Below are 22,206 nucleotides of genomic sequence, written 5' to 3' on the forward strand. Positions count from 1 at the left end.
CCCCGAGCCCGGCCCCGCCGTCGCCGAGGTGCTGGAGGCCACCCGCCAGAAGCTGGGCTATGTCCGCAACGGCCAGGCCGCGCTGCTGCACCGGCCAGAGCTGGTGCTGGCGCAGGAGACGCTGAGCCGCGCCGCCAACCGCAACCCGGAAAGCGGGCTCAGCCGCACCGAGCGGGAGCTGATCGCCCTCGTCGTCAGCAGCGAGAACCGTTGCCAGGCCTGCGTCTTCGGCCATGCCGCGGCGCTGCGCGAGCTGACCGGCGATGATTTCTGGGTGGCCCAGGTGACGGTGAATTACCGCCATGCCGGGCTGTCGCCGCGGGAACGCGCGCTGGCCGATTATGCCATTGCCATCACCCGCGACCCCGGCGCGCTGGAAGCGTCTTCCCTGGCGCCGCTGCGGGCGGCGGGGCTCGCCGAGCTCGACATCCTCGATGCCGCCGCCATCGCCGCCTATTTCAACTTCAGCAACCGCATCAACAGCGCGCTCGGCGTCCCCGCCAATGCAGAGGCCCAGGCCGCGCATCGGGGGCACCGGTCATGAGCTTCTCTCGACGTGGGTTTCTGGGCGCCGGCGCGCTGCTGGCGACGCCCTCCGTGCTGCGCGCCGCGCCGCCGGTGCTGAAGGTCGCCAACCAGCGCGGCGGGCTGCGCTCGCTGCTGGAGATCTCGGGCGTCGCCCGCGACCTGCCCTATCGCATCGAATGGTTCGAATTCCCCGCCGCCCAGCCGCTGCTGGAGGCGCTGAACGCCAATGCCGTCGATGTCGGCAGCATGGGCGACCTCAACTTTTTCTCCGTTTTCGCCTCGGGGGCGCCGATCAAGGCAATCTCCGCGACGCGTTCCGATGCGGCGTCGCAGGCGGTGGTCGCCCGTCCTGGCGCCAACATCGCCGATGCGGCGGGGCTGCGCGGGCGCAAGATCGCGGCGGCCCGCGGCGGCTGGACGCATTATTCGCTGCTGCGCATCCTGGAGAAGGCGGGGCTCGCCGCTTCCGACGTGCAGATCGCCTGGCTGCTGCCGGCCGATGCGGCGCTGGCGCTGCGCAGCGGATCGGTCGATGCCTGGTCGGTCTGGGAGCCCTTCACCTCGCTCGAGGTGCTGGAATTCAACGCCACGGTGGTGGCCGATGCGCGCGGGCTGACGCCCTCGGCCAGCTTCCTCGCCGCGCATGACAAGCCGCTGCTGGAAAAGGCGGCGCAGCTGAGCGACCTGGCGCGGCGCGTGGCCGAGGGCTGGGCCTGGGCGCAGGACCATGTCCCGGAATACGCGCGCAGCACCGCCGGGCTGCTGCGGCAGCCGGTGCCGGTGCTGGAACGCGCCTACAAGGTCAGCGCCACCCGCAGCATCCCGATCGACGCCGCGAACCTGCGCGAATGGCAGGAGGCGGTGGACAAGGCGACCGCCTGGGGGGTGATCCCGAAATCGATCCGGGTCGAGCAGGCGGTGAAGGTGCTGGGCGCCGCCCCCGCCTGATCTTCCTGTCAGTCAGCGCCTGTCTGCGCCAGCTTCCCGCCGAAGTCCCCGGGCTGGTGGCCTGGGGACTCCGGCGGGATCAGCCACCTTGCGCCTTGGCGAAGATCGCCTGCTCGTGGCGGGTGGCCTCGGCGGCGGCGATGGCGGCCTCGGCCAGCCATCCCTTCGGCCGGGCGGCGAAGTCGGCGGCGATGGCGGCGGCCGGGTCGCCCCGATCAAGATGACCCTGGCCGAGATGGATCGCCGCCAGCTCCCGCCCCATCGCCTCCAGCATCGGCGCCTGCAGCAGCACGGCGCGGCCGAGGAGCATCTCCTCGCCGCCCTCCTCGTCCTCGGCGGCGGCGGAGAAGACCTTGTCGGTGCCGATCTTGTGGTTGTTGGGCGACAGCCGCCGCACCGCCACCCCATCCACCACCCGGTACCAGGGATCCGGCGCCCGATAACGCCCGGTGGCGATCTCCATGCAGCGGATCGCCCGGCCCAGCGCCCGCCCCCGCGTCCAGCCGGAGGGCACCACGCCCTTGGCCTCACGGATCACCCAGTCGCCGTGCCATTGCGCCCGCGCCACCCAGCGCGGCCGGCCCAGGCTGCCCAGCCCGGCGCTGCGGTACCAGATCTCCGGCGGCTCCGCCCCGCGCGGCAGGGCGGCCAGCAGCGCCTCACGATAGCGCGGCCAGAGGAAAGGCCTGTCGCCCTCCGCCCGCGCCTGGAACTTCTTCCGTTTCTTCTTCAGCTTGGCCCAGAATTCGGCGCGCTGGCTCTCGGGCACCACGACCAGGGCGCGCAGCCAGTCGAGCTCGCGGTCCAGCACCGCCGCCCGCGGCTTCTCCAGCCCCGCCGCGTAGCCGGCCAGCAGGGGCCGCGCGATCTCCCGCGCATCGGCCTCCGGATCGGCCAGCAGCCCGCTGGTCGCCAGCCGCAGCAGGTCCAGGGTGTAAGGCATTTCAGCGGCTTCGTCGTAGTCGTTGACGCCCCAGATCAGCCGCCCCTCGGCGTCGCGCCAGGTGCCGAAATTCTCCAGATGGATGTCGCCCACGGCCAGCAGCGCCGGCGCCTCCATCAGGGCCGGCGCCCAGTGCCCCACCTGTTCCGCCCAGCGCCAATAGGTGGCGCGCAGGAACGGGAAGGCGCCCTCGGCCATGCGGGCGCGCTTCTCCAGCAGCGCCTCCTCCACCACCTCGGCGCCGAGCTCCTGGCGCAGGAAGGCTTCGTAAGCCGCGGTGGAGGCGATGATGTCCATGGGGGGTCCTTCGGTGGGCCAGTGGAAGATCCTGCCGCAGAAATGCCCGCACCGCGATGGTCTTGATCGCCCGCGGAAAATCACCAGCCGGGGGTGGTCGCGCCGCGACGGCCTCGATACAGTGCTGCAAAGATCAAGACCAACAATAGAGGCGACGTCGCACAGCTGCAGCTCGGCCCTTCGACTTTTTCGCTGGCTGCGTTCCGATGTTTCTTGCTCTGCCGTGCCGTTGCCAGGGGATTCCGCATTTGACGCGCTTGCTGATGGACGAAGGGGAATTCCGAAAGGCGCTGGCGGCGGAGGACTACGCGGCGGCCCATGCGCTGATCCTCGCCTGGCCGGCCGAGGCGGCGACCCAGAGCAAGGAAGCCTATCTGCTGCTGCTGCGGACCGCGCGGCGACAGCGGCAGATGGCGGTGCTGGCCGAATACCTGGCGAAGGCGCCGCGCCGGCTGCTCGGGCTGCCACGGCTGCAGCTGGAGGCCGGCTATGCCGCCCGCGCCCGCGGCGACGATGCCGCCGCCCTGAAGCATTTCGCTGCCGCCGGCACGCCGGGACGGCTGCAGGGCGCCGTCACCCTGGCCGGCCTGGGCCAGGCCGCCGAGGCGCGCAGCCTGCTGCAGGCCTTCCTGGCCGACCAGCCGGCCGAGCCATCGGCCTGGCGGCTGCTCGGCGACCTGGAACAGGCCGAGGGCCGCTGGTCCGAGGCCGCCCAGGCCTATGCCGCCGCGCGCAACCTGGCGCCGGGCCGGATCGCCGCCTGGCAGCCGCTGGTCGAGCTGCTGCTGGCGCGCGACGACCAGCCCGCCTTGCTGCAGGCGCTGGCGGCGATCACGCCCGTGCTCGACGGCCTGGCCGATCCGCAGCCTTTCCACCGCCTGGGCCTGCGCCTCGCCTTGGCGGCCGGCGACCTGGCGGCGGCGCAGGCGCATCTCGACGCCCAGCCGGCGCCCGAGCCCGGTGACGTCCTGCCGCTGCTGCAGGCGCAGCGCCTGGCCGGCGCGCTGGAGGCGGCGCAGGCCATCCTCGACCGGCTGCTCGCCTCACATCCGCAGGTGGCGTCGCTGCAGCAGGAGGCCGTCCTGCTGGCCCTGGCCCATATCGACCGGCTGGCGGCGACCGACCGCGTCGCGGCGATGGCGGCCGCCACGGCCCTGGCCGAGCGCTGGCCGGAACGGCCGGAGGCACGGGGGAAGCGGCTCGAGCTCGGCCTGACCGGCCGCAACTTCGGCGCGCTGATCGCGCAGATCGAGGCGCTGCCGGAAGCGGCGGAGCGGGTCGCCTGGGGGGTGAAGCTGCTGCAGCGGCTGCGCCGCAGCAACCGGCTGGAGACCGCCGAGGCCATGGCGCAGCGCCTGCTGCAGGCCGAGGGCGAAGCTGTGCCGCTGCTCGAGGCGGCCGGCGTCGTCGCCCGCCAGCGCGGCAACCACGCCCTGGCCTATGCCCGCTTCGCCGCGGCGCATCGCCAGGGCGCCGACGCCGCGGCGCGGGAGATGGCGCGCGAGGCGCTGCAGCTCGACCGGCATGCCGAGGCGGCGGCGCTGCTGCAGCCGGTGGTGGCGGCCCATCCGCAGGACCGCTCCGCCTGGCTCTGGCTGGCCGAGGCGCAGCAGCGGCTCGACCCCGAGGCGGCGCTGCGGACCTATGCGGCCGGCTGCGCCCAGGCGCCGGATTATGAGCGGCTGTGGCGCGGCCGGGCGGAGCTGGCGGCCCGCTTCGCCGGCATGGAGGCCGGCCTGGCCATCCTGGCCCTGGCCGAGGCGCAGTTGCCGCGCCAGGCCAGCCTGCTGCGGCTGCGCATCCGCTTCCTGCTGAAGCTCGGGCTGGAGGCGGAGGCCGCGGCCCTGCTCGCCGAGGTGGAGGCGGATTTCGCCGCCGATGGCGGCCTGCGCGACCTGGCGATCGAGCTGCACCTGGACCGCTGCGACTTCGCCGCCGCCCTGCCGCGCATCGAGACCCTGCCGGTGGAGACCCCGGCCGAGCGCGCCCGGCAGGCCCGCTTCCGCGGCCGCTACCATGCGCTGCGCTGGGAGATCGAGCCCGCCGAGGCCGCCTTCCGCGCCGCCCTCGCCGCGCATCCGCTCGAGGAGCATGCCGCCTTCCCGCTGACCCGGCTGTGCATCCTGACGCAGCGCGCCGAGGAAGGCTTCGCCGTGCAGCAGGAGCACAGCCGCCGCAAGCGGGCGCGCGGCGCCAGCTCGAACCCCAACCAGGGCCTGGCCGGCGCCCTGGTCAACGAGCTGCGCATCGATCCCGCGCCGCTGGCCGTGGCGCGGGCGGCGCGCGAGGCCGGCGACCATGCCACCCTGGCCCGGCTGGTGCGCGACAACCCGCACAACACCGGCACCGCCATCGCGCTGCTGGCCGGCTGGCGCTTCGACCGCGGCCTGCCGGCCGGGGTGGAGCTGCCGGCGGCCGCCGGCGGAAGGCCGATCCCCGCCAGCGTCATCCAGTACTGGGACGAGGATGCGCCGCCCGAGGACCTGCAGCGGCTGATGGCCAGCTGGCCGCAGCTTCTGCCCGGCTGGGCCTATCGCTGCTTCAGCCACCGCCAGGCCCTGGCCTGGCTGCAGCAGCATGCGACGCCGGAGGTGATGCTGGCCTATCGCCGCGCCCGCGAGCCCGCCCGCAAGTCCGACATCCTGCGCCTGGCCGTGCTGCTGCGCGATGGCGGCGTCTATGCCGATGCCGATGACCGCTGCCTGAAGGACCTGACGCCGCTGCTGGCCGGGCGCAGCCTGGTGCTGTGGCAGGAGCAGTTCGGCACCGCCGGCAACAACTTCATCGCCGTCATCCCAGGCCACCCGGTCATCGCCGAGGCGCTGGCCCAGGCGACCCTGGCGACGCTGGAGGGCTATTCCGGCACGCTGTGGCTGGAGACCGGGCCCGGCGCCATGAGCCGCGCTTTGGCCAGCCACCTGGCGGCGCAGGCGGATCCGCTGGGGCCGCTCGACCGCGGCGAGATCCTGCTGCTCGACACGGTGGCGATGCGGCGGCATGTCGCCTTCCACCTGCAGGCGGCCTACAAATCCGCCGGCCGCCACTGGGTGCGCGACCGCCACGCCTGGTGAGGACTCCACCGGGACATCCTTCCCGCGCCAAGGGGCCGCCACGCTGGACGCTTTCCTCCCCCTCCTCGTCAAGGCGGCGACCACGGCCGGCGTCGTCGTCATCGCCTCCCGCCTGGCCGAGCGCTTCGGCCCCTTCTGGGGCGCGCTGATCGCGGCGCTGCCGGTCTCGGCCGGGCCGGCCTATGTCTTCCTCGCCCTGCAGCATGATGCGGGCTTCCTGGCGACCAGCGCGCTCGGCAGCTATGCCGCCAATGCGGCGACGGCGCTGTTCCTGGTGGCCTATGCCCGGCTGGCGACGCGCTGCGGCCTGGCCGGGTCGCTGGGGCTGGCGCTGCTGGCCTGGGGGGCGGCCGCGGCGGTGATCGGCGCCATCGCCTGGACGCCCGTCAGCGCGACGCTGCTGAACGTCGCTGCCTATGCGGCTGGTTTTGCAGCATTGCGCAGCCTGCCCGCGGCGCCGCCCGCCCCCAGGGCGCCGCTCCGACGCCAGCGCGACCTGCCGCTGCGGGCGGCCACCGTCGCGGCCTTCGTCGTGATCGTGGTGCTGGCCAGCCGGGCGCTGGGGCCGCAGGCCACCGGCATGGCGGCGGTCTTCCCGATCAGCCTGTCCAGCCTGATCGTCATCCTGCGGCCGCGCATCGGCGCTGGCGCCTCGGCCTTGCTGGCCGCCTCGGCGCTGCGGGCGATGATCGGCTTCGGGCTGATGCTGCTGGCGCTGCACCTGGCGCTGCCGCATCTCGGCGTGGCGCCGGCCATGCTGCTGGGGCTGGCGGTGCAGCTGGCCTGGTCGCTGCTGCTGCTGGCCCGGCAGCGCCGGGGCTGAGCCACGGCCTTGCGCGCCCTGGCCGCACGCCCAATCTGCAACGGGCATGACCGTCCTCCGCCTCAGCCTGCTGCTCTTCGCCCTGCTCTACCTGCTGCCGCTGGGGATCTCGGCGGCGCTCTATGCCGCCCGCGGCAGCGGCGCCGGCTGGCGCACCGCCGACCGGTCCAGCGCCGGGCTGCTGCCGGAGGCGTCGGCGCATCGCCCGGCGGTGGTGCGGGTCTATGCGGCGCAGACGGTGCGCTGGCGTGGCATCTTCGCCACCCATTGCTGGATCGTCTTCAAGCCCGAGGGCGCCGCCCGCTACACCCGCTACGACTACACCGCCTGGGGCGACCCGATCCGCCGCGACGGCTTCCTGCCGGATGGCCGCTGGTTCGGCCAGGCGCCGGAGACCGTCTTCGCCGCCGACGGCGCCGAGGCGGCCGGGCTGATCCCCGCCTTCCAGGCCGCCATCGCCGGCTACGCCTGGCGCCATCCGGGCGATTACAGCGCCTGGCCGGGGCCGAATTCCAACACCTTCGTCGCCGCCATCCTGGACGCCGTGCCAGGCATCGGCGTCACCCTGCCGCCCACCGCCATCGGCAAGGATTTCCCGCATGACGGGCGCTGGCTGCGGGTGACGCAGTCGGGCACCGGGCTGCGGCTGACCTTGGGCGGCTATGGCGGGCTGACGCTGGGCTGGGTCGAGGGGTTCGAGCTGAACATCCTGGGCGCGGTGGCCGGCATCGACCTGCGCCGGCCGGCGCTGAAGCTGCCGGGGCTGGGGCGGCTCGGCATGCGCGGCCAGGACGGGCCGGCGCTGACCGACCCGCCGGGCGCCGGGCCCGAGGCCGCGCCGCAATCTTGACCCGCGGCGCCGGATCGGGCCTTATGTTCCCGCTTTGATCCCGCCGCGCATCGCCCCGAAAGCCATTCCGGAAGACCCTCTCGCCGGGCTCAATGCCGAGCAGCGCCGGGCGGTGGAGCATGGCGCCTCACCCCTGCTGGTCATCGCCGGTGCCGGCTCCGGCAAGACCAACACGCTGGCGCATCGCGTGGCGCATCTGGTGCGGCAGGGCGCCGACCCGATGCGCATCCTGCTGCTGACCTTTTCCCGCCGGGCGGCGGCCGAGATGACAAGACGCGTCGAGGGGCTGGCGGCCACCGCGCTCGGCGCCCGCGGGCCACTGCCCGGACTGCTGCCCTGGGCCGGCACCTTCCACGCCATCGGCGCGCGGCTGTTGCGGGAGCATGCGCTGCAGATCGGGCTGGACCCCGCCTTCACCCTGCATGACCGCGAGGATTCCGCCGACCTGATGAACCTGGTCCGGCACGAGCTGGGGTTCTCCAAGACCGAGAAGCGCTTCCCGACCAAGGCGACGTGCCTCGCCATCTATTCGCGCTGCGTCAATGCCGAGGCGCCGCTGGATGTCGTGCTGCCGGCCCATTTCCCCTGGTGCGCCGAATGGGTCGACCAGCTGAAGGAAATCTTTGCCGGCTATGTCGAGGCGAAGCAGCGGGAAGGCACGCTCGATTACGACGACCTGCTGCTCTACTGGGCGCAGATGATGGCCGAGCCGCATCTGGCCGCCGCGCTGTCGCGCCGCTTCGACCATGTGCTGGTCGACGAATACCAGGACACCAACCGGCTGCAGGCCTCGATCCTGCTGGGGCTGAAGCCGGATGGCCAGGGCGTCACCGTCGTCGGCGACGATGCCCAGTCGATCTACGCCTTCCGCGCCGCGACGGTGCGCAACATCCTGGATTTCCCGACGCTGTTCGACCCGCCGGCGACCATCGTCGCGCTGGAGCGCAACTACCGCTCGACCCAGCCGGTGCTGGCGGCGGCCAATGCGGTGATCGCGCTGAGCCCCGAACGCCATGCCAAGACGCTGTGGACCGACCGCGCCGGCGAGGCCCGCCCGATGCTGATGGGCGTGCGCGACGAGGCCGACCAGGCTCGCTACATCGCCGCGACGCTGCTGGCCAATCGCGAGGGCGGCATGCGGCTGAAGCAGCAGGCCGTGCTGTTCCGCACCGGCAGCCATAGCGGCCCGCTGGAGATCGAGCTGACCCGCCGCAACATTCCTTTCGTGAAGTTCGGCGGGCTGAAATTCCTCGAGGCCTCACATGTGAAGGACCTGCTGGCGCTGCTGCGCTTCGTGGAAAACCCGCGCGACCGTATCGCCGGGTTCCGCGTGCTGCAGCTGCTGCCCGGCATCGGCCCGGCCTCGGCGCAGCGGGTGCTGGAGGGGATGGCGCCCGCGGTCGATCCGATCGGCGCGCTGGCGGAGCTGCCCACGCCCCCGCGGTCAGGCGGCGCCTGGCAGGATTTCGTGGCGCTGGTGACCACGCTGCGGCGCCACCCGAATGGCTGGCCGCAGGATCTGGAGCTCGCCCGCCACTGGTACGAGCCGCATCTGGAGCGGATGCACGAGGATGCCACGATGCGCCGCGCCGACCTGGTGCAGCTGGGCCAGGTGGCGCACGGCTATCCGTCGCGCAGCCGCTTCCTGGCGGAGCTGACCCTCGACCCGCCCGACGCCACCAGCGACCAGTCCGGCGTGCCGCTGCTGGACGAGGATTACGTCACCCTCTCCACCATCCATTCCGCCAAGGGGCAGGAATGGCGTTCCGTCTTTTTGCTGAACCTTGTCGACGGCTGCATCCCGTCGGACCTCGGCACCGGGGAAGCCGAGGCGATCGAGGAGGAACGCCGCCTGCTCTATGTCGCCATGACGCGGGCGAAGGAAGAATTGCAGCTGGTGGTGCCGCAGCGCTTCTTCACCGCCGGGCAGAACGCGCTGGGCGACCGGCATGTCTATGCCAGCCGCAGCCGCTTCCTGCCCGCGGCGCTGCTGCCGCTGTTCGAGCGCGGCTGGTGGCCCGAGGCCTCGGAAGAACCGCGCCCGGCGACCGAGGCGCTGCGCCTCGACCTGACCGCGAAGATGCGCGCGATGTGGCGCTGAGGCCTTACCGCAGCGCTTCCAGCAGCCGGTCGATTTCTTCTTCGCTGTTGTAGCAATGCGGCGAGGCGCGGACCAGCAGCGGCAGGCTGCGCGCCTCGGCATCCAGCAGGGTGCTGCCGGGGCTGGAGGTGCTGATATTGATGCCCTTCGCCGCCATGGAGGCCTTCACCGCATCCGCCGCGCGGCCTTCCAGGCTGAAGGAAACGATGGCGGCCGGGTGCGGCCCCAGGTCGCGGAGCTGCGCCCCCGGGATGGTCGCCAGCCCGTCGCGCAGCCGCGTGCTCAGCAGCCGGCAACGGTCCGCGATATTCTCCAGCCCGATGTCGAGCGCATAGTCGACCGCGATGCCGAGGCCGAGGCGCCCGGCATAGTTGTTCTCCCAATTCTCGAAACGCCGCGCATCCTCGCGCAGCGTGTATTCGCCGCGCCCCGTCCAGGGGGCGGCGAAATGGTCGATCACCACCGGCTGCATCCGCCGCAGCCAGTCGCGGCGAACGTACAGAAAACCGGTGCCGCGCGGCCCGCGCAAAAACTTGCGGCCGGTGGCGGAGAGCATGTCGCAGCCGATCGCCGCCACATCCACCGGCATCTGTCCCACCGCCTGGCAGGCATCGAGCAGATAGGGAATGCCATGGACCCGGGCGATGCGGCCCACCGCCGCGGCCGGGTTCACCAGCCCGCCATTGGTCGGCACCCAGGTGATGGCGATCAGCGCGACGCGGTCGTCGATCATCGCCTCGAGCGCCGCCGGGTCCAGCACGCCCTCGGCATCGTCGGGGATGACCTCGATGGTCAGGCCCTTGCGCTGCGCCACCTGCAGGAAGGCCACGTAGTTGGCGGCGTATTCCGCCCGCGCCGTCAGGATGCGCGCGCCGGGCTTCAGGTCGATCGATTCCATCAAGGAATAGAAAGCCATCTGCCAGGCGACGGTGGCGTTCTCGACCAGGGCGATCTCGTCGCGCGCCGCATTCACCAGCCGGGCCACGCTGTCATAGACGCCGTCCAGCGCCGCCGCCTGCTCGGCTGCCGCCTCGTAGCCGCCGATCTCGGATTCGCGCGTCAGATAGGCGGTCATGGCCTGGAGCACGGGGGCCGGCATCAGCGCGGCGCCGGCATTATTCAGGTGGATGCGATGGGCGACGCCGGGGGTCTCGGCGCGCAGGCGGACCAGATCGATCACGGCGGTTCCTGCTCGGCTAAAGGGGCGGCAGGCTAGCAGCGCGGCAGCGTCCTGGCGACCCGGTCAGGTTTGACGCGGTCAAACCTCCGCCCCTCCATGATTTCACAGCCATCTGTGAATTTTTGTGTTTTTTCCGGCTTCCCTGCGATCGGGCCGCGGCGTAACACCCCCGTCACAGCATGCTTGCCCAGATCTTCACAGCGGAGGGCGTCTTGAGCACCAACAGCTATCGGGTCTGCGTCGTCGGCCTCGGCTCCATGGGAATGGGCGCGGCCAGGTCCTGCATCGCCGCCGGCCTCACCACCTATGGCGCCGACCTCAACCCCGCCGCCTGCCAGGCGCTGCGCGAGGCCGGGGCTGAGGCCGCCGGCGCCGACACCACGGCCTTCGCCGGCCAGCTCGACGCCGTGCTGCTGCTGGTGGTCAATGCCGCCCAGTGCCGCGCCGTGCTGTTCGGCGAGAACGGCCTGGCCGCGCGCCTGGCCCCGGGCACCGGCGTCATGGTCTCGGCCACCATCTCGGCCGCCGATTCCCGCGACATCGCCAAGGGGCTGCAGGAGCGCGGGCTGCTGATGCTCGACGCGCCCGTCTCCGGCGGCGCGGTGAAGGCGGCGGCGGGGCAGATGACGGTGATGGCCTCGGGCGCGCCGGAAGCCTTCGAGCGGCTCAAGCCGGTGCTCGATGCGGTGGCCGGCAAGGTCTACACCATCGGCGCCGAGATCGGCCTGGGCGCGACCGTCAAGATCATCCACCAGCTGCTGGCCGGCGTGCATATCGCGGCCGGCGCGGAAGCGATGGCCCTGGCGGCGCGCGCCGGCATTCCGCTCGACACCATGTACGAGGTGGTGACCAACGCCGCCGGCAACAGCTGGATGTTCGAGAACCGCATGAAGCATGTGGTGGATGGCGACTACACGCCGCATTCGGCGGTCGACATCTTCGTCAAGGACCTGCGGCTGGTGACCGAGACGGCGCTGTCGCTGGGCTTTCCGCTGCCGCTGGCCAGCACCGCCTACACCATGTTCGCCAATGCCAGCAATGCGGGCTTCGGGCGGGAGGATGATGCCGCGGTCATCAAGACCTTCGCCGGCATCACCCTGCCCGAGAAGAAGGAGAAGTGAGCATGCGTCTGGGCGTCATCGCGGATGATTTCACCGGTGCCACCGACATCGCCGGCTTCCTGGTCGCGAACGGGCTGCGCACGGTCCAGCTGAACGACGTGCCGCCGGCCGACCTGCAGGTCGAGGCCGATGCGGTGGTGATCAGCCTGAAGACCCGTTCCTGCCCGGTGCAGCAGGCGCTGGACGAAAGCCTGGCCGCGCTGGCCTGGCTGCAGGCGCGCGACTGCCCGCAATTCTTCTTCAAGTACTGCTCGACGTTCGACAGCACGGCGAAGGGCAATATCGGCCCGGTCACCGACGCGCTGCTGGCCGCGCTGGGCGAAGACTTCACCGTGATCTGCCCGGTGCTGCCGGTGAATGGCCGCACGATCTTCAACGGCTATCTCTTCGTCAATGGCGTGCCGCTGGATGAATCCGGCATGCGCCACCACCCGGTCACGCCGATGACCGACGCCAATGTCATGCGGCTGATGGACGCGCAGTCGCAGGGCAAGACCGGCAACGTCTCCTACAAGGTGATGGACCAGGGCGCCGATGCGGTGCGCGCCGCGCTGGCGGAGCTGAAGTCGAAGGGCTTCCGCTACGCCGTGCTGGATGCGCTGAGCGACGCGCATCTGGTGGTCATGGGCCAGGCGGTGGCCGAGATGAAGCTGGTCACCGGCGGCTCGGGCCTGGCCGACGGCATGGCCCGCGCCTGGGCCGGCACCGGCGATGCCGCGGCCGCCGCTGCGGAAGGCCGTCCGCCGAAAGGCCGCGCCATCGTGCTGTCCGGCTCCTGCTCGCAGATGACCAATGCCCAGGTCGCCGCCTATCGCGCCGAGGCGCCGTCGCTGGCCGTCGATGTCGACCGCAGCATCCACGACGCCGGCTATGCGCAGGAGCTGGCCGACTGGGTGCTGGCCCAGGCGCAGGGCGGGCTGGCCCCGCTGGTCTTCGCGACCCAGCCCCCGGCGGAGCTGAAGAAGCTGCAGGCAAAGTACGGCGCCGCCGAGGCCAGCGAGGCCGTCGAGCGCACCTTCGGGGCGCTGGCCCAGAAGCTGGAGGCGGCGGGCTTCGACCAGTTCATCGTCGCCGGCGGCGAGACCTCGGGCATCGTGACGCAGTCGCTGGGCATCGGCGGCTTCCATATCGGGCCGCAGATCGCCCCGGGCGTCCCCTGGGTGCGCGCGGTGGAGAAGCCGCTGTCGCTGGCGCTGAAGTCGGGGAATTTCGGCCAGGAGCGCTTCTTCTTCGACGCGCAGAACCTGGCCGGCTGAGGAGACAGAACCATGCCGCGTTTCGCCGCCAACCTGTCGATGATGTTCAACGAAGTTGCTTTTCTTGATCGCTTCGCGGCCGCCGCCGCCGCCGGCTTCAAGGCGGTCGAATTCCTGTTCCCCTATGAGCACCCGCCTGAGGTGGTTGCCGAGAAGCTGAACAGCGCCGGCCTGACCCAGGCCCTGTTCAACATGCCGCCGGGCGACTGGGCGGCGGGCGAGCGCGGCATGGCCGCCATCCCCGGCCGCGAGCAGGAATTCCGCGACAATGTCGCGACCGCCATCACCTATGCCATGGCGCTGGGCTGCAAGACGCTGCACGCCATGTCCGGCATCACCACGGGCCTGGACCGCGCCGCCTGCGAAGCGAGTTTCGTCGCGAACTTCCAATATGCCGCCGACCAGCTGGCGCCGCATGGCATCACCCTGCTGGTCGAGCCGATCAACAGCCGCAACATGCCGGGCTATTTCATCGCGCATCAGCTGGACGCCGTGGCGCTGGTCGAGCGGGTGAACCGCCCGAACGTCTCGGTGCAGCTCGACCTGTATCATGCGCAGATCATGGACGGCGACCTGACCAAGCTGATCGAGAAGATGGCCGGCAAGTTCGCCCATGTGCAGATCGCTTCCGTCCCCGCCCGGCACGAGCCGGATGAGGGCGAGCTGAACTATCCGCACCTCTACGCCGTGCTCGACGCCGCCGGCTACCAGGGCTGGATCGGCTGCGAGTACAACCCGCGCGGCGAGACCGTGGCGGGCCTGTCCTGGTTCGCGCCCTACAAGGCTGGCTAACAGCGTGATCCCCGCCGAACGTCAGACGCTCATCGTCGCGCGCCTCACCGGGCGCGGGGTGCTGAGCATCGCCGAGCTCACCGAGCTGCTCGGCGTCTCGCACATGACGGTGCGGCGGGATATCCAGCAGCTGGAGCGCGAAGGCCGCGTCATGTCGGTCGCCGGCGGCGTCCGCCTGCCGGAGAAGATCAGCTTCGAGCCTTCGCACACCACCAAGTTCACCCTGGCCCATGCCGAGAAGGTGGCGATCGGCCGGATGGCGCTGTCGATGGTGCCGCCGGCCGCGGTGATCTATCTCGACGCCGGCACCACGACGCTGGAAATCGCGCAGGGCCTGGCGCCGCGCGAGGACATCGCCGTCGTCACCAACGACTTCGTCATCGCGGGGCTGCTGTCGCGCGAATCCAATTGCCGCCTGTACCACACCGGCGGCGAGGTGGAGCGCGAGAACCAGTCCTGCGTCGGCGACCCGGCGGCCGAGACCATCCGCCGCTTCAACTTCGACATCGCCTTCATCTCCACCTCCTCCTTCGGGCTTCGCGGCGTGTCCACGCCGTCGGAGAACAAGGTGGCGGTCAAGCGCGCCATCGCGCAAAGCGCCGCGCGCAGCGTCCTCGTCACCGACAGCAGCAAATACGGTCGCATCGGCACCTTCAATGCCGTGCCGCTGGAGGCGCTGTCGGCCATCGTCATCGATTCCGGCCTGCCCGACAGCGTCCGCACGGCGATCCGCGCCCGCGGCATCGCGCTGCATATCGCAGAGCCCGAAGCCGCTCTCCCGAGGGAACTCACCGCATGAAGATCATCGTCACCGGCGGCGCCGGCTTCCTCGGCAGCCGCGTCATCCGCTCGCTGCTGGCCGCCCAGGAAGCCGGCATGCCCGGCCTGCCGGCATTCGACAGCATCGTCTCGGTCGACCTGGCCCCCTGCCCCGTGACCGATCCGCGCGTCACCTCGCTGACCGGCGACATCGCCGATGCCGGCTTCGCCGAGACCGTGATCGGCGCCGACACCGCCGCCGTCTACCACCTGGCCGCCGTGCTCAGCGGTGGCTCGGAGACCGATTTCGACCTGGCCATGCGGGTCAATGTCGACGGCACCCGGGCGCTGCTGGAAGCCGCGCGCAAGGGCGGCGCCGTGCCGCGCTTCATCTTCACCAGCTCGCTCGCCGTCTATGGCGGCCCGATGCCGGCCGTGGTGCCGGAGGAGCTCGGCCTGCAGCCGGCGAGCACCTATGGCGCGCAGAAGGCGATCGGCGAGTTCCTGGTCAACGACTATTCCCGCAAGGGCTTCGTCGATGGCCGCGTCTGCCGCCTGCCGACCATCGTGGTGCGCCCGGGCAAGCCGAACTCGGCTGCTTCTTCGTTTGCCTCGGGCATCATCCGCGAGCCGCTCTCGGGCGTTTCTTCCAATTGCCCGGTGCCGACGTCGACCAAGATGTGGCTGTCCTCGCCCGACACCACGGTGAAGAACCTGGTCCACGCCATCACCGTCGAGGGCGCGACGATCGGCCAGTGGCGCACGCTGAACCTGCCGGGCATCTCGGTGACCGTGCAGGACATGCTGGACAGCCTGGAGCGCGTCGGCGGCGCCGCGGCCCGCGCCCTGGTGACGCAGGAGCCGGAGCAGCGCGTCATCGACATCGTCTGCTCCTGGCCCGGCGATTTCGAGGTCAGCCGCCCGCTGGCCCTCGGCTTCACCCGTGACGCCGACTTCGATTCCGCCGTCCGCCAGTACAAGGCCGAATTCGCTTCCTGATCCTGCCCGCCGCCGCGCGCCCGACGGCGCGCGGCGAGGTTGCGTCTGCCTGCCCTTTCCCGGCCCCTCTCCCCTGCACGGAGCCCGAGCATGACCGAAGCCGAAATCCGCGACCTCCTCGTCGAACTCGGCGCCAGCCTGTTCGCGCGCGGCTATTCCGTCGGCAGCGCCGGCAATATCAGCGTCCGCCTGCCCGACGGCTACCTGATGACGCCGACCAATTCCTCGCTCGGCCGGCTGCAGGCGGACCGCATCAGCAAGCTCGACCAGGACTGGAAGCATGTCGGCGGCGACAAGCCCTCCAAGGAGGTCTTCATGCACCGCGCCGTGCTGACCGCGCGGCCGGAGGCGGGCGCCGTGGTGCATCTGCACTCCACCTATGCGACCGCCATCGGCTGCCTGGCGGCGCCGGGCGAGAGCGCGCCGATCCCGCCGCTGACGCCGTATTTCGTCATGCGCGTCGGCCGCAGCCTGCCGGTGATCCAGTACTACCGCCCCGGCGACGGCGCGATGGAGCAGGAGATCCACGAGGCGGCCAAGGGCGCGCGCGCCATGCTGCTGGCCAACCATGGCCCGGTGGTCTCCGGCAAGAGCCTGGTCGATGCCGTCTATGCCGCCGAGGAGCTGGAAGAATCGGCGAAGCTCGCCTTGATGCTGCGCGGCCAGAACGCGCGCGCGCTGACCCCGGCCCAGGTGAACGACCTGCTCAGCACTTTCGGCTGAGGCGGGCACACAAGCTTCGGGCGACCGACAACCACCGGCGATCCAGACCGGCGGCGCCCAAGAGGAACGTCGAAGCAAAGGAAAGCGCACGCCGGCAGCCAGGCCGGCGAAACAGCAACCTGCTTTCGACAACGGCGTCGCACGCCGCGGGCAACGACCCGCGGCGGCACGCCACGGAGTGGAACGAATGAGTGCAATGACCGGCGGCGCTGCCGCCGTGCCGGACAAGGCGCAGGACGGGCTCTACCGCAAGGTGGCGTTCCGCATCATGCCGCTGCTGGTGCTCTGCTACGTGATCGCCTATCTCGACCGCGTCAATGTCGGCTTCGCCAAGCTGCAGATGTCGGTCGACCTCGGCTTCAGCGAGACCGTCTTCGGCCTCGGCGCGGGCATTTTCTTCCTCGGCTACTTCTTCTTCGAGGTGCCCAGCAACATCATCCTGCACCGGGTCGGCGCGCGCATGTGGATCGCGCGCATCATGATCACCTGGGGCATCCTCTCGGCGCTGTTCATGTTCGTCGAGACGCCGTGGCAGTTCTACACGCTGCGCTTCCTGCTCGGCGCCGCCGAGGCCGGCTTCTATCCGGGCGTCATCCTGTACCTGACCTACTGGTTCCCCTCGAACCGGCGGGCGAAGATGTTCGCCATCTTCCAGGCAGGCAGTCCGGCGGCCGGCATCTTCGGCAATCCGCTCTCCGGCTGGATCATGGACGCCTTCAACGGCACCGCCGGCTGGGCCGGCTGGCAGTGGATGTTCCTGATCGAGGCGATCCCCGCCTTGGTGCTGGGCCTCGTCGTCATCGCCATGCTCGACAATGGCGTGCAGGACGCGAAGTGGCTGAACCAGAGCGAGAAGGACATCCTGGCGCGCAACATCGCCGCCGATGAAAGCGGCAAGTCGGGCTCGCATTCGCTGCGCGCCATCTTCTCCGACTGGCGCGTCTGGCAGATGTGCCTGATCTACTTCTGCTTCGTCATGGGCCAGTACGGGCTGACGCTGTGGATGCCGACGCTGGTGCGCGCCTCGGGCGTCACGGGCAACTTCAACATCGGCCTGCTCAGCGCCATTCCCTTCGTCTGCGCCATCATCGCCATGGTGATCTTCAGCCGCAGCGCCGATCGCCATCGCGAGCGTCGCTGGCACCTGGTGATCCCGGCGATGCTGGCCACTGTCGGCTTCACCGTCGCGGCCACCGCCTCGAGCACCACCATCGCCATCATCTTCCTGTCGATGGCCGCCGCCGGCGTGCTGGCCTGCGCGCCGCTGTTCTGGTCGCTGCCGACCGCCTTCCTGACCGGCGCCGCCGCCGCCTCGGGCATCGCGGTGATCAACTCGGTGGGCAACCTGGCCGGATTCGCCAGCCCCTACATGATCGGCACGCTGCGCGACATGACCGGGTCGTCCGCCATCGGCATGTATGTGCTGGCCGGCTGCCTGGTCGTCGGCGCCGCCATCGTGCTGACCGTGCCGGCGAAGATGGTCAATCGCTGAGCACCTGACCGCGGACGGGCTTTTTTCGGGCCCGTCCGCATCTTTCTCTCAGCCGCCCTTGTGGCGCGCCAGCAATTCGGGCTGCAGCAGCTTGCCCGGGTTCATGATGTTCTGCGGATCGAAGCACTGCTTCAGCCGCGCCATCATCTCCATCTCGACATCGCTCTTGTAATGCGCGAGCTCCGCGATGCGCAGCCGGCCGACGCCATGCTCGGCGGTGATCGAGCCGCCGAGGCCGATGACGATGTCATGCACGATGCGGTTCACCTCCGGCAGATAGGACTGCCACAGCGCGAAATCGCCGCCCTCGGCCTGGATCGGGTTGTAGTGGATATTGCCGTCGCCCAGATGGCCGAAGCCGAAGGAGCGGATGCCGGGGAAGCGCGCCGCCAGCGCCGCGTCGGCCTCGGCGATGAAGCGCGGCACCTGCGACACCGGCACCGAGACGTCGTGCTTGTAGGAAGCGCCCTCCAGCCGCTGGCCTTCCGGTGCGCCCTCGCGGATGCGCCACAGCGCGGCCGCCTGCTCGGCCGAGGCGGCCAGCGTGCCGTCCAGCACCTCTGCCGCCTCCATCCCCGCCTGCAGCACCGCCAGCAGCCGCTGGCGCAGCGCCTCCTCGTCGCCCTGGGCGTTCAGCTCGACCAGGATGTACCAGTCGTAGCGCGTGGCCAGCGGGTCGGCGACGCGGCTGTTGTGGCGCATGGCGATGTCGAGGCAGCGCCGCTCCATCAGCTCGAAGGTGGTGATGTTCTCTCCCAGGTTCTTCCGCGCACGGCGCAGCCAGGCCACCGCATGCGCAGGATCGGGCACCGCCAGGAACGCCGTCGCGCTCGCCGGCGTCTGCGGCAACAGACGAAGGGTTGCCGCGGTGATGATGCCGAGCGTGCCTTCGGCGCCGATGAAAAGCTGCTTCAGGTCGTAGCCGGCGCTGTCCTTGCGCAGGCCGCGCAGCCCGTCCCAGATGCGGCCGTCGGGCAGCACCACCTCGACGCCCAGCACCAGCCCGCGCGCCGTGCCATAGCGCAGCGCCTGCACGCCGCCGGCATTGGTCGAGAGGTTGCCGCCGATCTGGCAGCTGCCCTCGGCGCCGAGGCTCAGGGGAAAAAGCCGCCCGGCCTCGGCCGCCGCCTGCTGGATGGTGGCCAGCACGCAGCCCGCATCGACGGTGATGGTGTCGTTGTCCAGGTCGATCGCGCGGATCTTCTGCATCCGTGACGTCGACAGGATAATCTCGGAATTGTCGGCATGCGGCTGGCTGGCGCCGGTCAGCCCGGTGTTGCCGCCCTGCGGCACGATCGGCGTCGCCGTCGCCGCGCAGATGGCGACGACGGCGGCCATCTGCGCCGTGTCGGCCGGCATCACCACCGCCGGCACCGCGCCGGTCCAGTTGTCGCGCCAGGCCACCAGATGGGGCTGCTTGGCGTCGGCGTCGGTGATGACGCCGCGCTCGCCGACGATGGCGCGGATCGGCGCCATCACCGCGCGCTCGAAGCGCCCCCGGTCGCGCAGCAGGCCCTGCTCGGCAGAAACGTCGTTGTGGTCGGGCATGCTGTTCTCTCCCTGGGGCAGGTCGGTTCTTATTCGGCCGCGCTGGCGCCGAGGGCGGCCTCGCGCCGCTGCGCGCGCCCCAGCCACAGCGCGATGCCGGCCGCCACCACCATCAGCGCCGCGATCACCAGCAGCGCCGCCATGATGCTGTCGGTGCGGTCCTTGACGATGCCGATCAGCTGCGGACCGATATAGCCGCCGATATTTCCGATGCAGTTGATCACGGCGACGCCGACCGCCGCCGCCGCCCCGCTGAGGAAGGCGGTCGGCATGGTCCAGAACACCGGCAGCGCCACGTTGATGCCGATCAGCGCGATCGACAGCGCGATCATGCCCCAGACCGGGCTCTGGATATAGGCCGACATCACCATGCCGACGGCGCCCACCAGGATCGGCAGCACGGTATGCCACAGCCGTTCGCCGGTGCGGTCGGAATGGCGCGTCCACAGCGTCATGCCGATGGCGGCGCCAATTGGCGGCAGCGCGGCCAGCAGGCCGATATGGAAGGGGTCGGAGATGCCGTATTCGCGCACCAGCCCCTGCACGATCTGCGGCAGCCAGAAGCTGAGGCCGTAGAGGCCGATGACCGGGCCGAGATAGACCGCGCCCAGCAGCCAGACCCGGGGGCTTTTCAGCGCGGCCATGATGCCGTCGGAATGGGCCGCGGCGCGCTCGGCCTCCTCCGCCTGCAGCCGCGTGGTCAGCCATTGCCGCTCGGCCGGCGCCAGCCACTTCGCATCCTGCGGCTTGTCGGTCAGGTAGAACAGCGTGACGATGCCGAGCAGGACAGCAGGGATGGCTTCGACGATGAACATCCACTGCCAGCCGGCCAGGCCCCAGATGCCGTGCATGTGGAACAGCGCGCCCGACAGCGGCGCGCCGATGATGCCCGACAACGGCGTCACCAGGATCAGCAGGCCGAAGGCGCGGGCGCGGTATTGCGCCGGGAACCAGGTGGTCAGGTAGTAGATCATGCCGGGGAAGAAGCCGGCCTCGGCGATGCCGAGCAGGAAGCGCACCGTGTAGAAGCTCCAGGGCCCGGTGATGAAGGCCATGCAGCCCGACAGGATGCCCCAGGTGATCATGATCCGCGCGATCCAGATCCGCGCGCCGAAGCGGCGCATGGCCAGGTTGCTCGGCGCCTCGCACAGCACATAGCCGATGAAGAAGATGCCGGCGCCGATGCCGAAGACCGTGGCGCTGAAGCCGAGATCCTGGTTCATGCGCAGCGCGGCGAAGCCGACATTCACCCGGTCCAGCCAGCTGACGAAATAGCAGACGCCAAGGAAGGGCATCAGCCGCCAGATCACCTTGCGGATCGTCGTTTGCTCGACCTGATCCATCTTTTTTCCCGTTGCTCCCCTGGGGCCGACCTGTCTTCCGACGCGGGCCGGCGTCGCGTCGTCGTCTTGGGCTTAGACGCTGCGCCCGGCATCGATGTCGAGGATCACGCCGGTGACGAAGCAGGCCTCGTCGGAAGCCGGGTGCAGCGCCACCTTGTCCTTGAGCCGCATGCCGCTGTTCCTACAGCCTCCGGCGGCGCGAGGGCGCGCGGCGTCGCGCCACGCCGGGTCACCTCTCCCCGTCCCGCCGGTCTTCTTTGGATGTCTTGGCCCACCCCCCGGCGTGATCCCAGGGCGGCGGTCCGGCAGGCGGCATCTTCGAGCCGGAGGAGCGGGCTGGCAAAGCCCGGCTGACGCATAACAGCTATATGCCTGGCGTTATCTCTGGTCCGATGTTCGGCGCGGCCACCGCCTCGCCGCGATGCTTCAGCCGCGACCCGTCCGGATTGCGGGTGATGCCGCGCAGCACGTCGAGCGGCACCAGCCGCTCCACCTCCTCCTGCACGATGGCCATGGTGGCGCGCGCCAGCGGCGTCACCGGCTTGTTGGCGGGCGTCGCGATCACCAGCAGCGCCCGCATCGCCGCCGAGCGGAAAGGCCGCACCCGCAAACGGCCGTCACGCACCTCGCGATGCACGGCGCCGAAGGGCAGCACGGTGGGACCGACGCGGCGTTCCACCAATTGCTTCAGCGCGGCCACGCAATCCACCTCGGTCAGCACGCGCGGGCGGACACCCTCGGCGGCGCAGGCGGAATCCAGCACGCGGCGCAGCCCGTTCTCCGGCCCCGGCAGCACGCAGTCGCGCCCCGCGAGCTCCACCAGCGAGACCGGGCCGCGCGGCGCGTCGGTGCCCGGCTCCAGTGGCGGCTCGATCAGGAAAAGGTCTTCCAGCAGCAGCGGGGTTGCGATCAGGCTGGGGCTGCTGCGGGCGTCGTAGAGAACGGCCAGGTCGATGCGCGCCGCCTCGCTCCATTCCAGCAGCACGGCGCTGAAGGCCTCGCGGATGCGCAACCGCGCGCGCGGGAAAGCGCTGGCGAAGCGCAGCGCCAGGTCGGCGCCCATGCTGGCCGAGAGCGAGGGCGGAATGCCGAGCGTGACGCTGCCGGTCGCGTCCAGCGCGCCGGTCGACAGCTCCTCCCGCACATCGGCCAGCTGCTGCATGACGCCTTGCGCCACGGCCAGGAAGCGCCGCCCGGGCTCGGTCAGCGAGACGCCACGGCCATGCCGGTAGAAGAGCTCGCGGCCGAGCGAGGCCTCCAGGCTGCCGATCTGGCGGCTGAGCGCCGGCTGGCTGACGCCGAGGCGCACTGCGGCGCGCGACAGGCTGCCGGCGGCGGCGGTCTCCAGGAAATAGCGGATTTCCAGCAGATCCATCGGCGTTCCCCCTGCTCGTTGCCGGCAGCCTAGGCCGCGGCTCAAGCCCTGCCAATC

18 protein-coding genes are annotated in these 22,206 nt (G+C 70.8%); 13 read left to right on the forward strand and 5 right to left on the reverse strand.

All coding sequences use genetic code 11. The features are described from left to right. Nucleotides 1–544: peroxidase-related enzyme (locus GVN67_RS15630; protein WP_159997576.1), on the forward strand; the 544-nt coding region annotated here is incomplete at its 5' end. After that, nucleotides 541–1,476 (forward strand): ABC transporter substrate-binding protein, encoded by a 936-nt coding sequence (locus tag GVN67_RS15635; RefSeq protein ID WP_159997578.1) that lies wholly within the window; start codon nt 541–543, stop codon nt 1,474–1,476. The genes GVN67_RS15630 and GVN67_RS15635, both read left to right, overlap by 4 nt. Before the next feature lie 79 nt (nt 1,477–1,555). Here GVN67_RS15635 and GVN67_RS15640 read toward each other — a convergent pair whose 3' ends face one another. Beyond that, nucleotides 1,556–2,716 (reverse strand): DUF2252 family protein, encoded by a 1,161-nt coding sequence (locus GVN67_RS15640; RefSeq protein WP_159997580.1) that lies wholly within the window; start codon nt 2,714–2,716, stop codon nt 1,556–1,558. A 248-nt stretch (nt 2,717–2,964) separates the two neighbouring features. Here GVN67_RS15640 and GVN67_RS15645 point away from each other — a divergent pair, with 248 nt between their 5' ends. Genes GVN67_RS15645 through GVN67_RS15660 form a run of 4 tightly spaced genes read left to right on the forward strand, consistent with a single transcriptional unit; the run spans nt 2,965 to nt 9,561 of the window. Next, entirely contained in the window at nt 2,965–5,787 is a 2,823-nt protein-coding gene (locus tag GVN67_RS15645) for a glycosyltransferase (protein ID WP_159997582.1), read from the forward strand. After that, nucleotides 5,714–6,610: a hypothetical protein gene (locus GVN67_RS15650; RefSeq protein ID WP_200845275.1), complete on the forward strand. Its 897-nt coding sequence runs from the start codon at nt 5,714–5,716 to the stop codon at nt 6,608–6,610. Before GVN67_RS15645 ends, GVN67_RS15650 begins: the two co-directional genes overlap by 74 nt. A 46-nt stretch (nt 6,611–6,656) precedes the next feature. Continuing rightward, on the forward strand, nt 6,657–7,460 hold the full coding sequence (locus GVN67_RS15655; protein WP_200845276.1) for a DUF3750 domain-containing protein: 804 nt from the start codon (nt 6,657–6,659) through the stop codon (nt 7,458–7,460). A 34-nt stretch (nt 7,461–7,494) separates the two neighbouring features. After that, nucleotides 7,495–9,561, forward strand: coding sequence for an ATP-dependent helicase (locus GVN67_RS15660; protein WP_235035323.1), 2,067 nt, complete (start codon nt 7,495–7,497; stop codon nt 9,559–9,561). A gap of 4 nt (nt 9,562–9,565) precedes the next feature. Here GVN67_RS15660 and GVN67_RS15665 read toward each other — a convergent pair whose 3' ends face one another. Next, nucleotides 9,566–10,741, reverse strand: coding sequence for an aminotransferase class V-fold PLP-dependent enzyme (locus GVN67_RS15665; RefSeq protein WP_159997584.1), 1,176 nt, complete (start codon nt 10,739–10,741; stop codon nt 9,566–9,568). A 212-nt stretch (nt 10,742–10,953) separates the two neighbouring features. Here GVN67_RS15665 and ltnD point away from each other — a divergent pair, with 212 nt between their 5' ends. From ltnD to GVN67_RS15700, 7 genes are all read left to right on the forward strand, one after another. Continuing rightward, complete coding sequence (ltnD, locus tag GVN67_RS15670; protein ID WP_200845277.1) at nt 10,954–11,862, forward strand: L-threonate dehydrogenase; 909 nt, start codon at nt 10,954–10,956, stop codon at nt 11,860–11,862. A gap of 2 nt (nt 11,863–11,864) precedes the next feature. Then, nucleotides 11,865–13,118: a 3-oxo-tetronate kinase gene (otnK, locus tag GVN67_RS15675; protein WP_159997618.1), complete on the forward strand. Its 1,254-nt coding sequence runs from the start codon at nt 11,865–11,867 to the stop codon at nt 13,116–13,118. A 12-nt stretch (nt 13,119–13,130) separates the two neighbouring features. Continuing rightward, nucleotides 13,131–13,910 carry a 2-oxo-tetronate isomerase gene (otnI, locus tag GVN67_RS15680; protein WP_159997588.1) on the forward strand — a complete coding sequence of 260 codons (780 nt, stop codon included), beginning with the start codon at nt 13,131–13,133 and terminating at the stop codon, nt 13,908–13,910. A gap of 4 nt (nt 13,911–13,914) precedes the next feature. Then, nucleotides 13,915–14,709, forward strand: coding sequence for a DeoR/GlpR family DNA-binding transcription regulator (locus GVN67_RS15685; protein ID WP_159997590.1), 795 nt, complete (start codon nt 13,915–13,917; stop codon nt 14,707–14,709). Next, complete coding sequence (gene denD, locus GVN67_RS15690) at nt 14,706–15,668, forward strand: D-erythronate dehydrogenase (protein ID WP_159997592.1); 963 nt, start codon at nt 14,706–14,708, stop codon at nt 15,666–15,668. Before GVN67_RS15685 ends, denD begins: the two co-directional genes overlap by 4 nt. A 90-nt stretch (nt 15,669–15,758) precedes the next feature. Next, nucleotides 15,759–16,391 carry an aldolase gene (locus tag GVN67_RS15695; RefSeq protein ID WP_159997594.1) on the forward strand — a complete coding sequence of 211 codons (633 nt, stop codon included), beginning with the start codon at nt 15,759–15,761 and terminating at the stop codon, nt 16,389–16,391. 187 nt (nt 16,392–16,578) lie between these two features. Next, nucleotides 16,579–17,883: an MFS transporter gene (locus tag GVN67_RS15700; RefSeq protein WP_200845278.1), complete on the forward strand. Its 1,305-nt coding sequence runs from the start codon at nt 16,579–16,581 to the stop codon at nt 17,881–17,883. A 48-nt stretch (nt 17,884–17,931) separates the two neighbouring features. Here GVN67_RS15700 and GVN67_RS15705 read toward each other — a convergent pair whose 3' ends face one another. From GVN67_RS15705 to GVN67_RS15715, 3 genes are all read right to left on the reverse strand, one after another. Then, nucleotides 17,932–19,431: an FAD-binding oxidoreductase gene (locus GVN67_RS15705; RefSeq protein ID WP_159997596.1), complete on the reverse strand. Its 1,500-nt coding sequence runs from the start codon at nt 19,429–19,431 to the stop codon at nt 17,932–17,934. Nucleotides 19,432–19,460: 29 nt separating this feature from the next. Further along, nucleotides 19,461–20,774: an MFS transporter gene (locus GVN67_RS15710; RefSeq protein ID WP_159997598.1), complete on the reverse strand. Its 1,314-nt coding sequence runs from the start codon at nt 20,772–20,774 to the stop codon at nt 19,461–19,463. 364 nt (nt 20,775–21,138) lie between these two features. Then, nucleotides 21,139–22,149, reverse strand: coding sequence for a LysR family transcriptional regulator (locus GVN67_RS15715; RefSeq protein ID WP_159997600.1), 1,011 nt, complete (start codon nt 22,147–22,149; stop codon nt 21,139–21,141). Between the last annotated feature and the right edge of the window lie 57 nt (nt 22,150–22,206).

The organism is Roseomonas sp. 18066, assembly GCF_902706185.1.
In the GTDB taxonomy this organism is placed as follows: Bacteria; Pseudomonadota; Alphaproteobacteria; order Acetobacterales; family Acetobacteraceae; genus Pseudoroseomonas.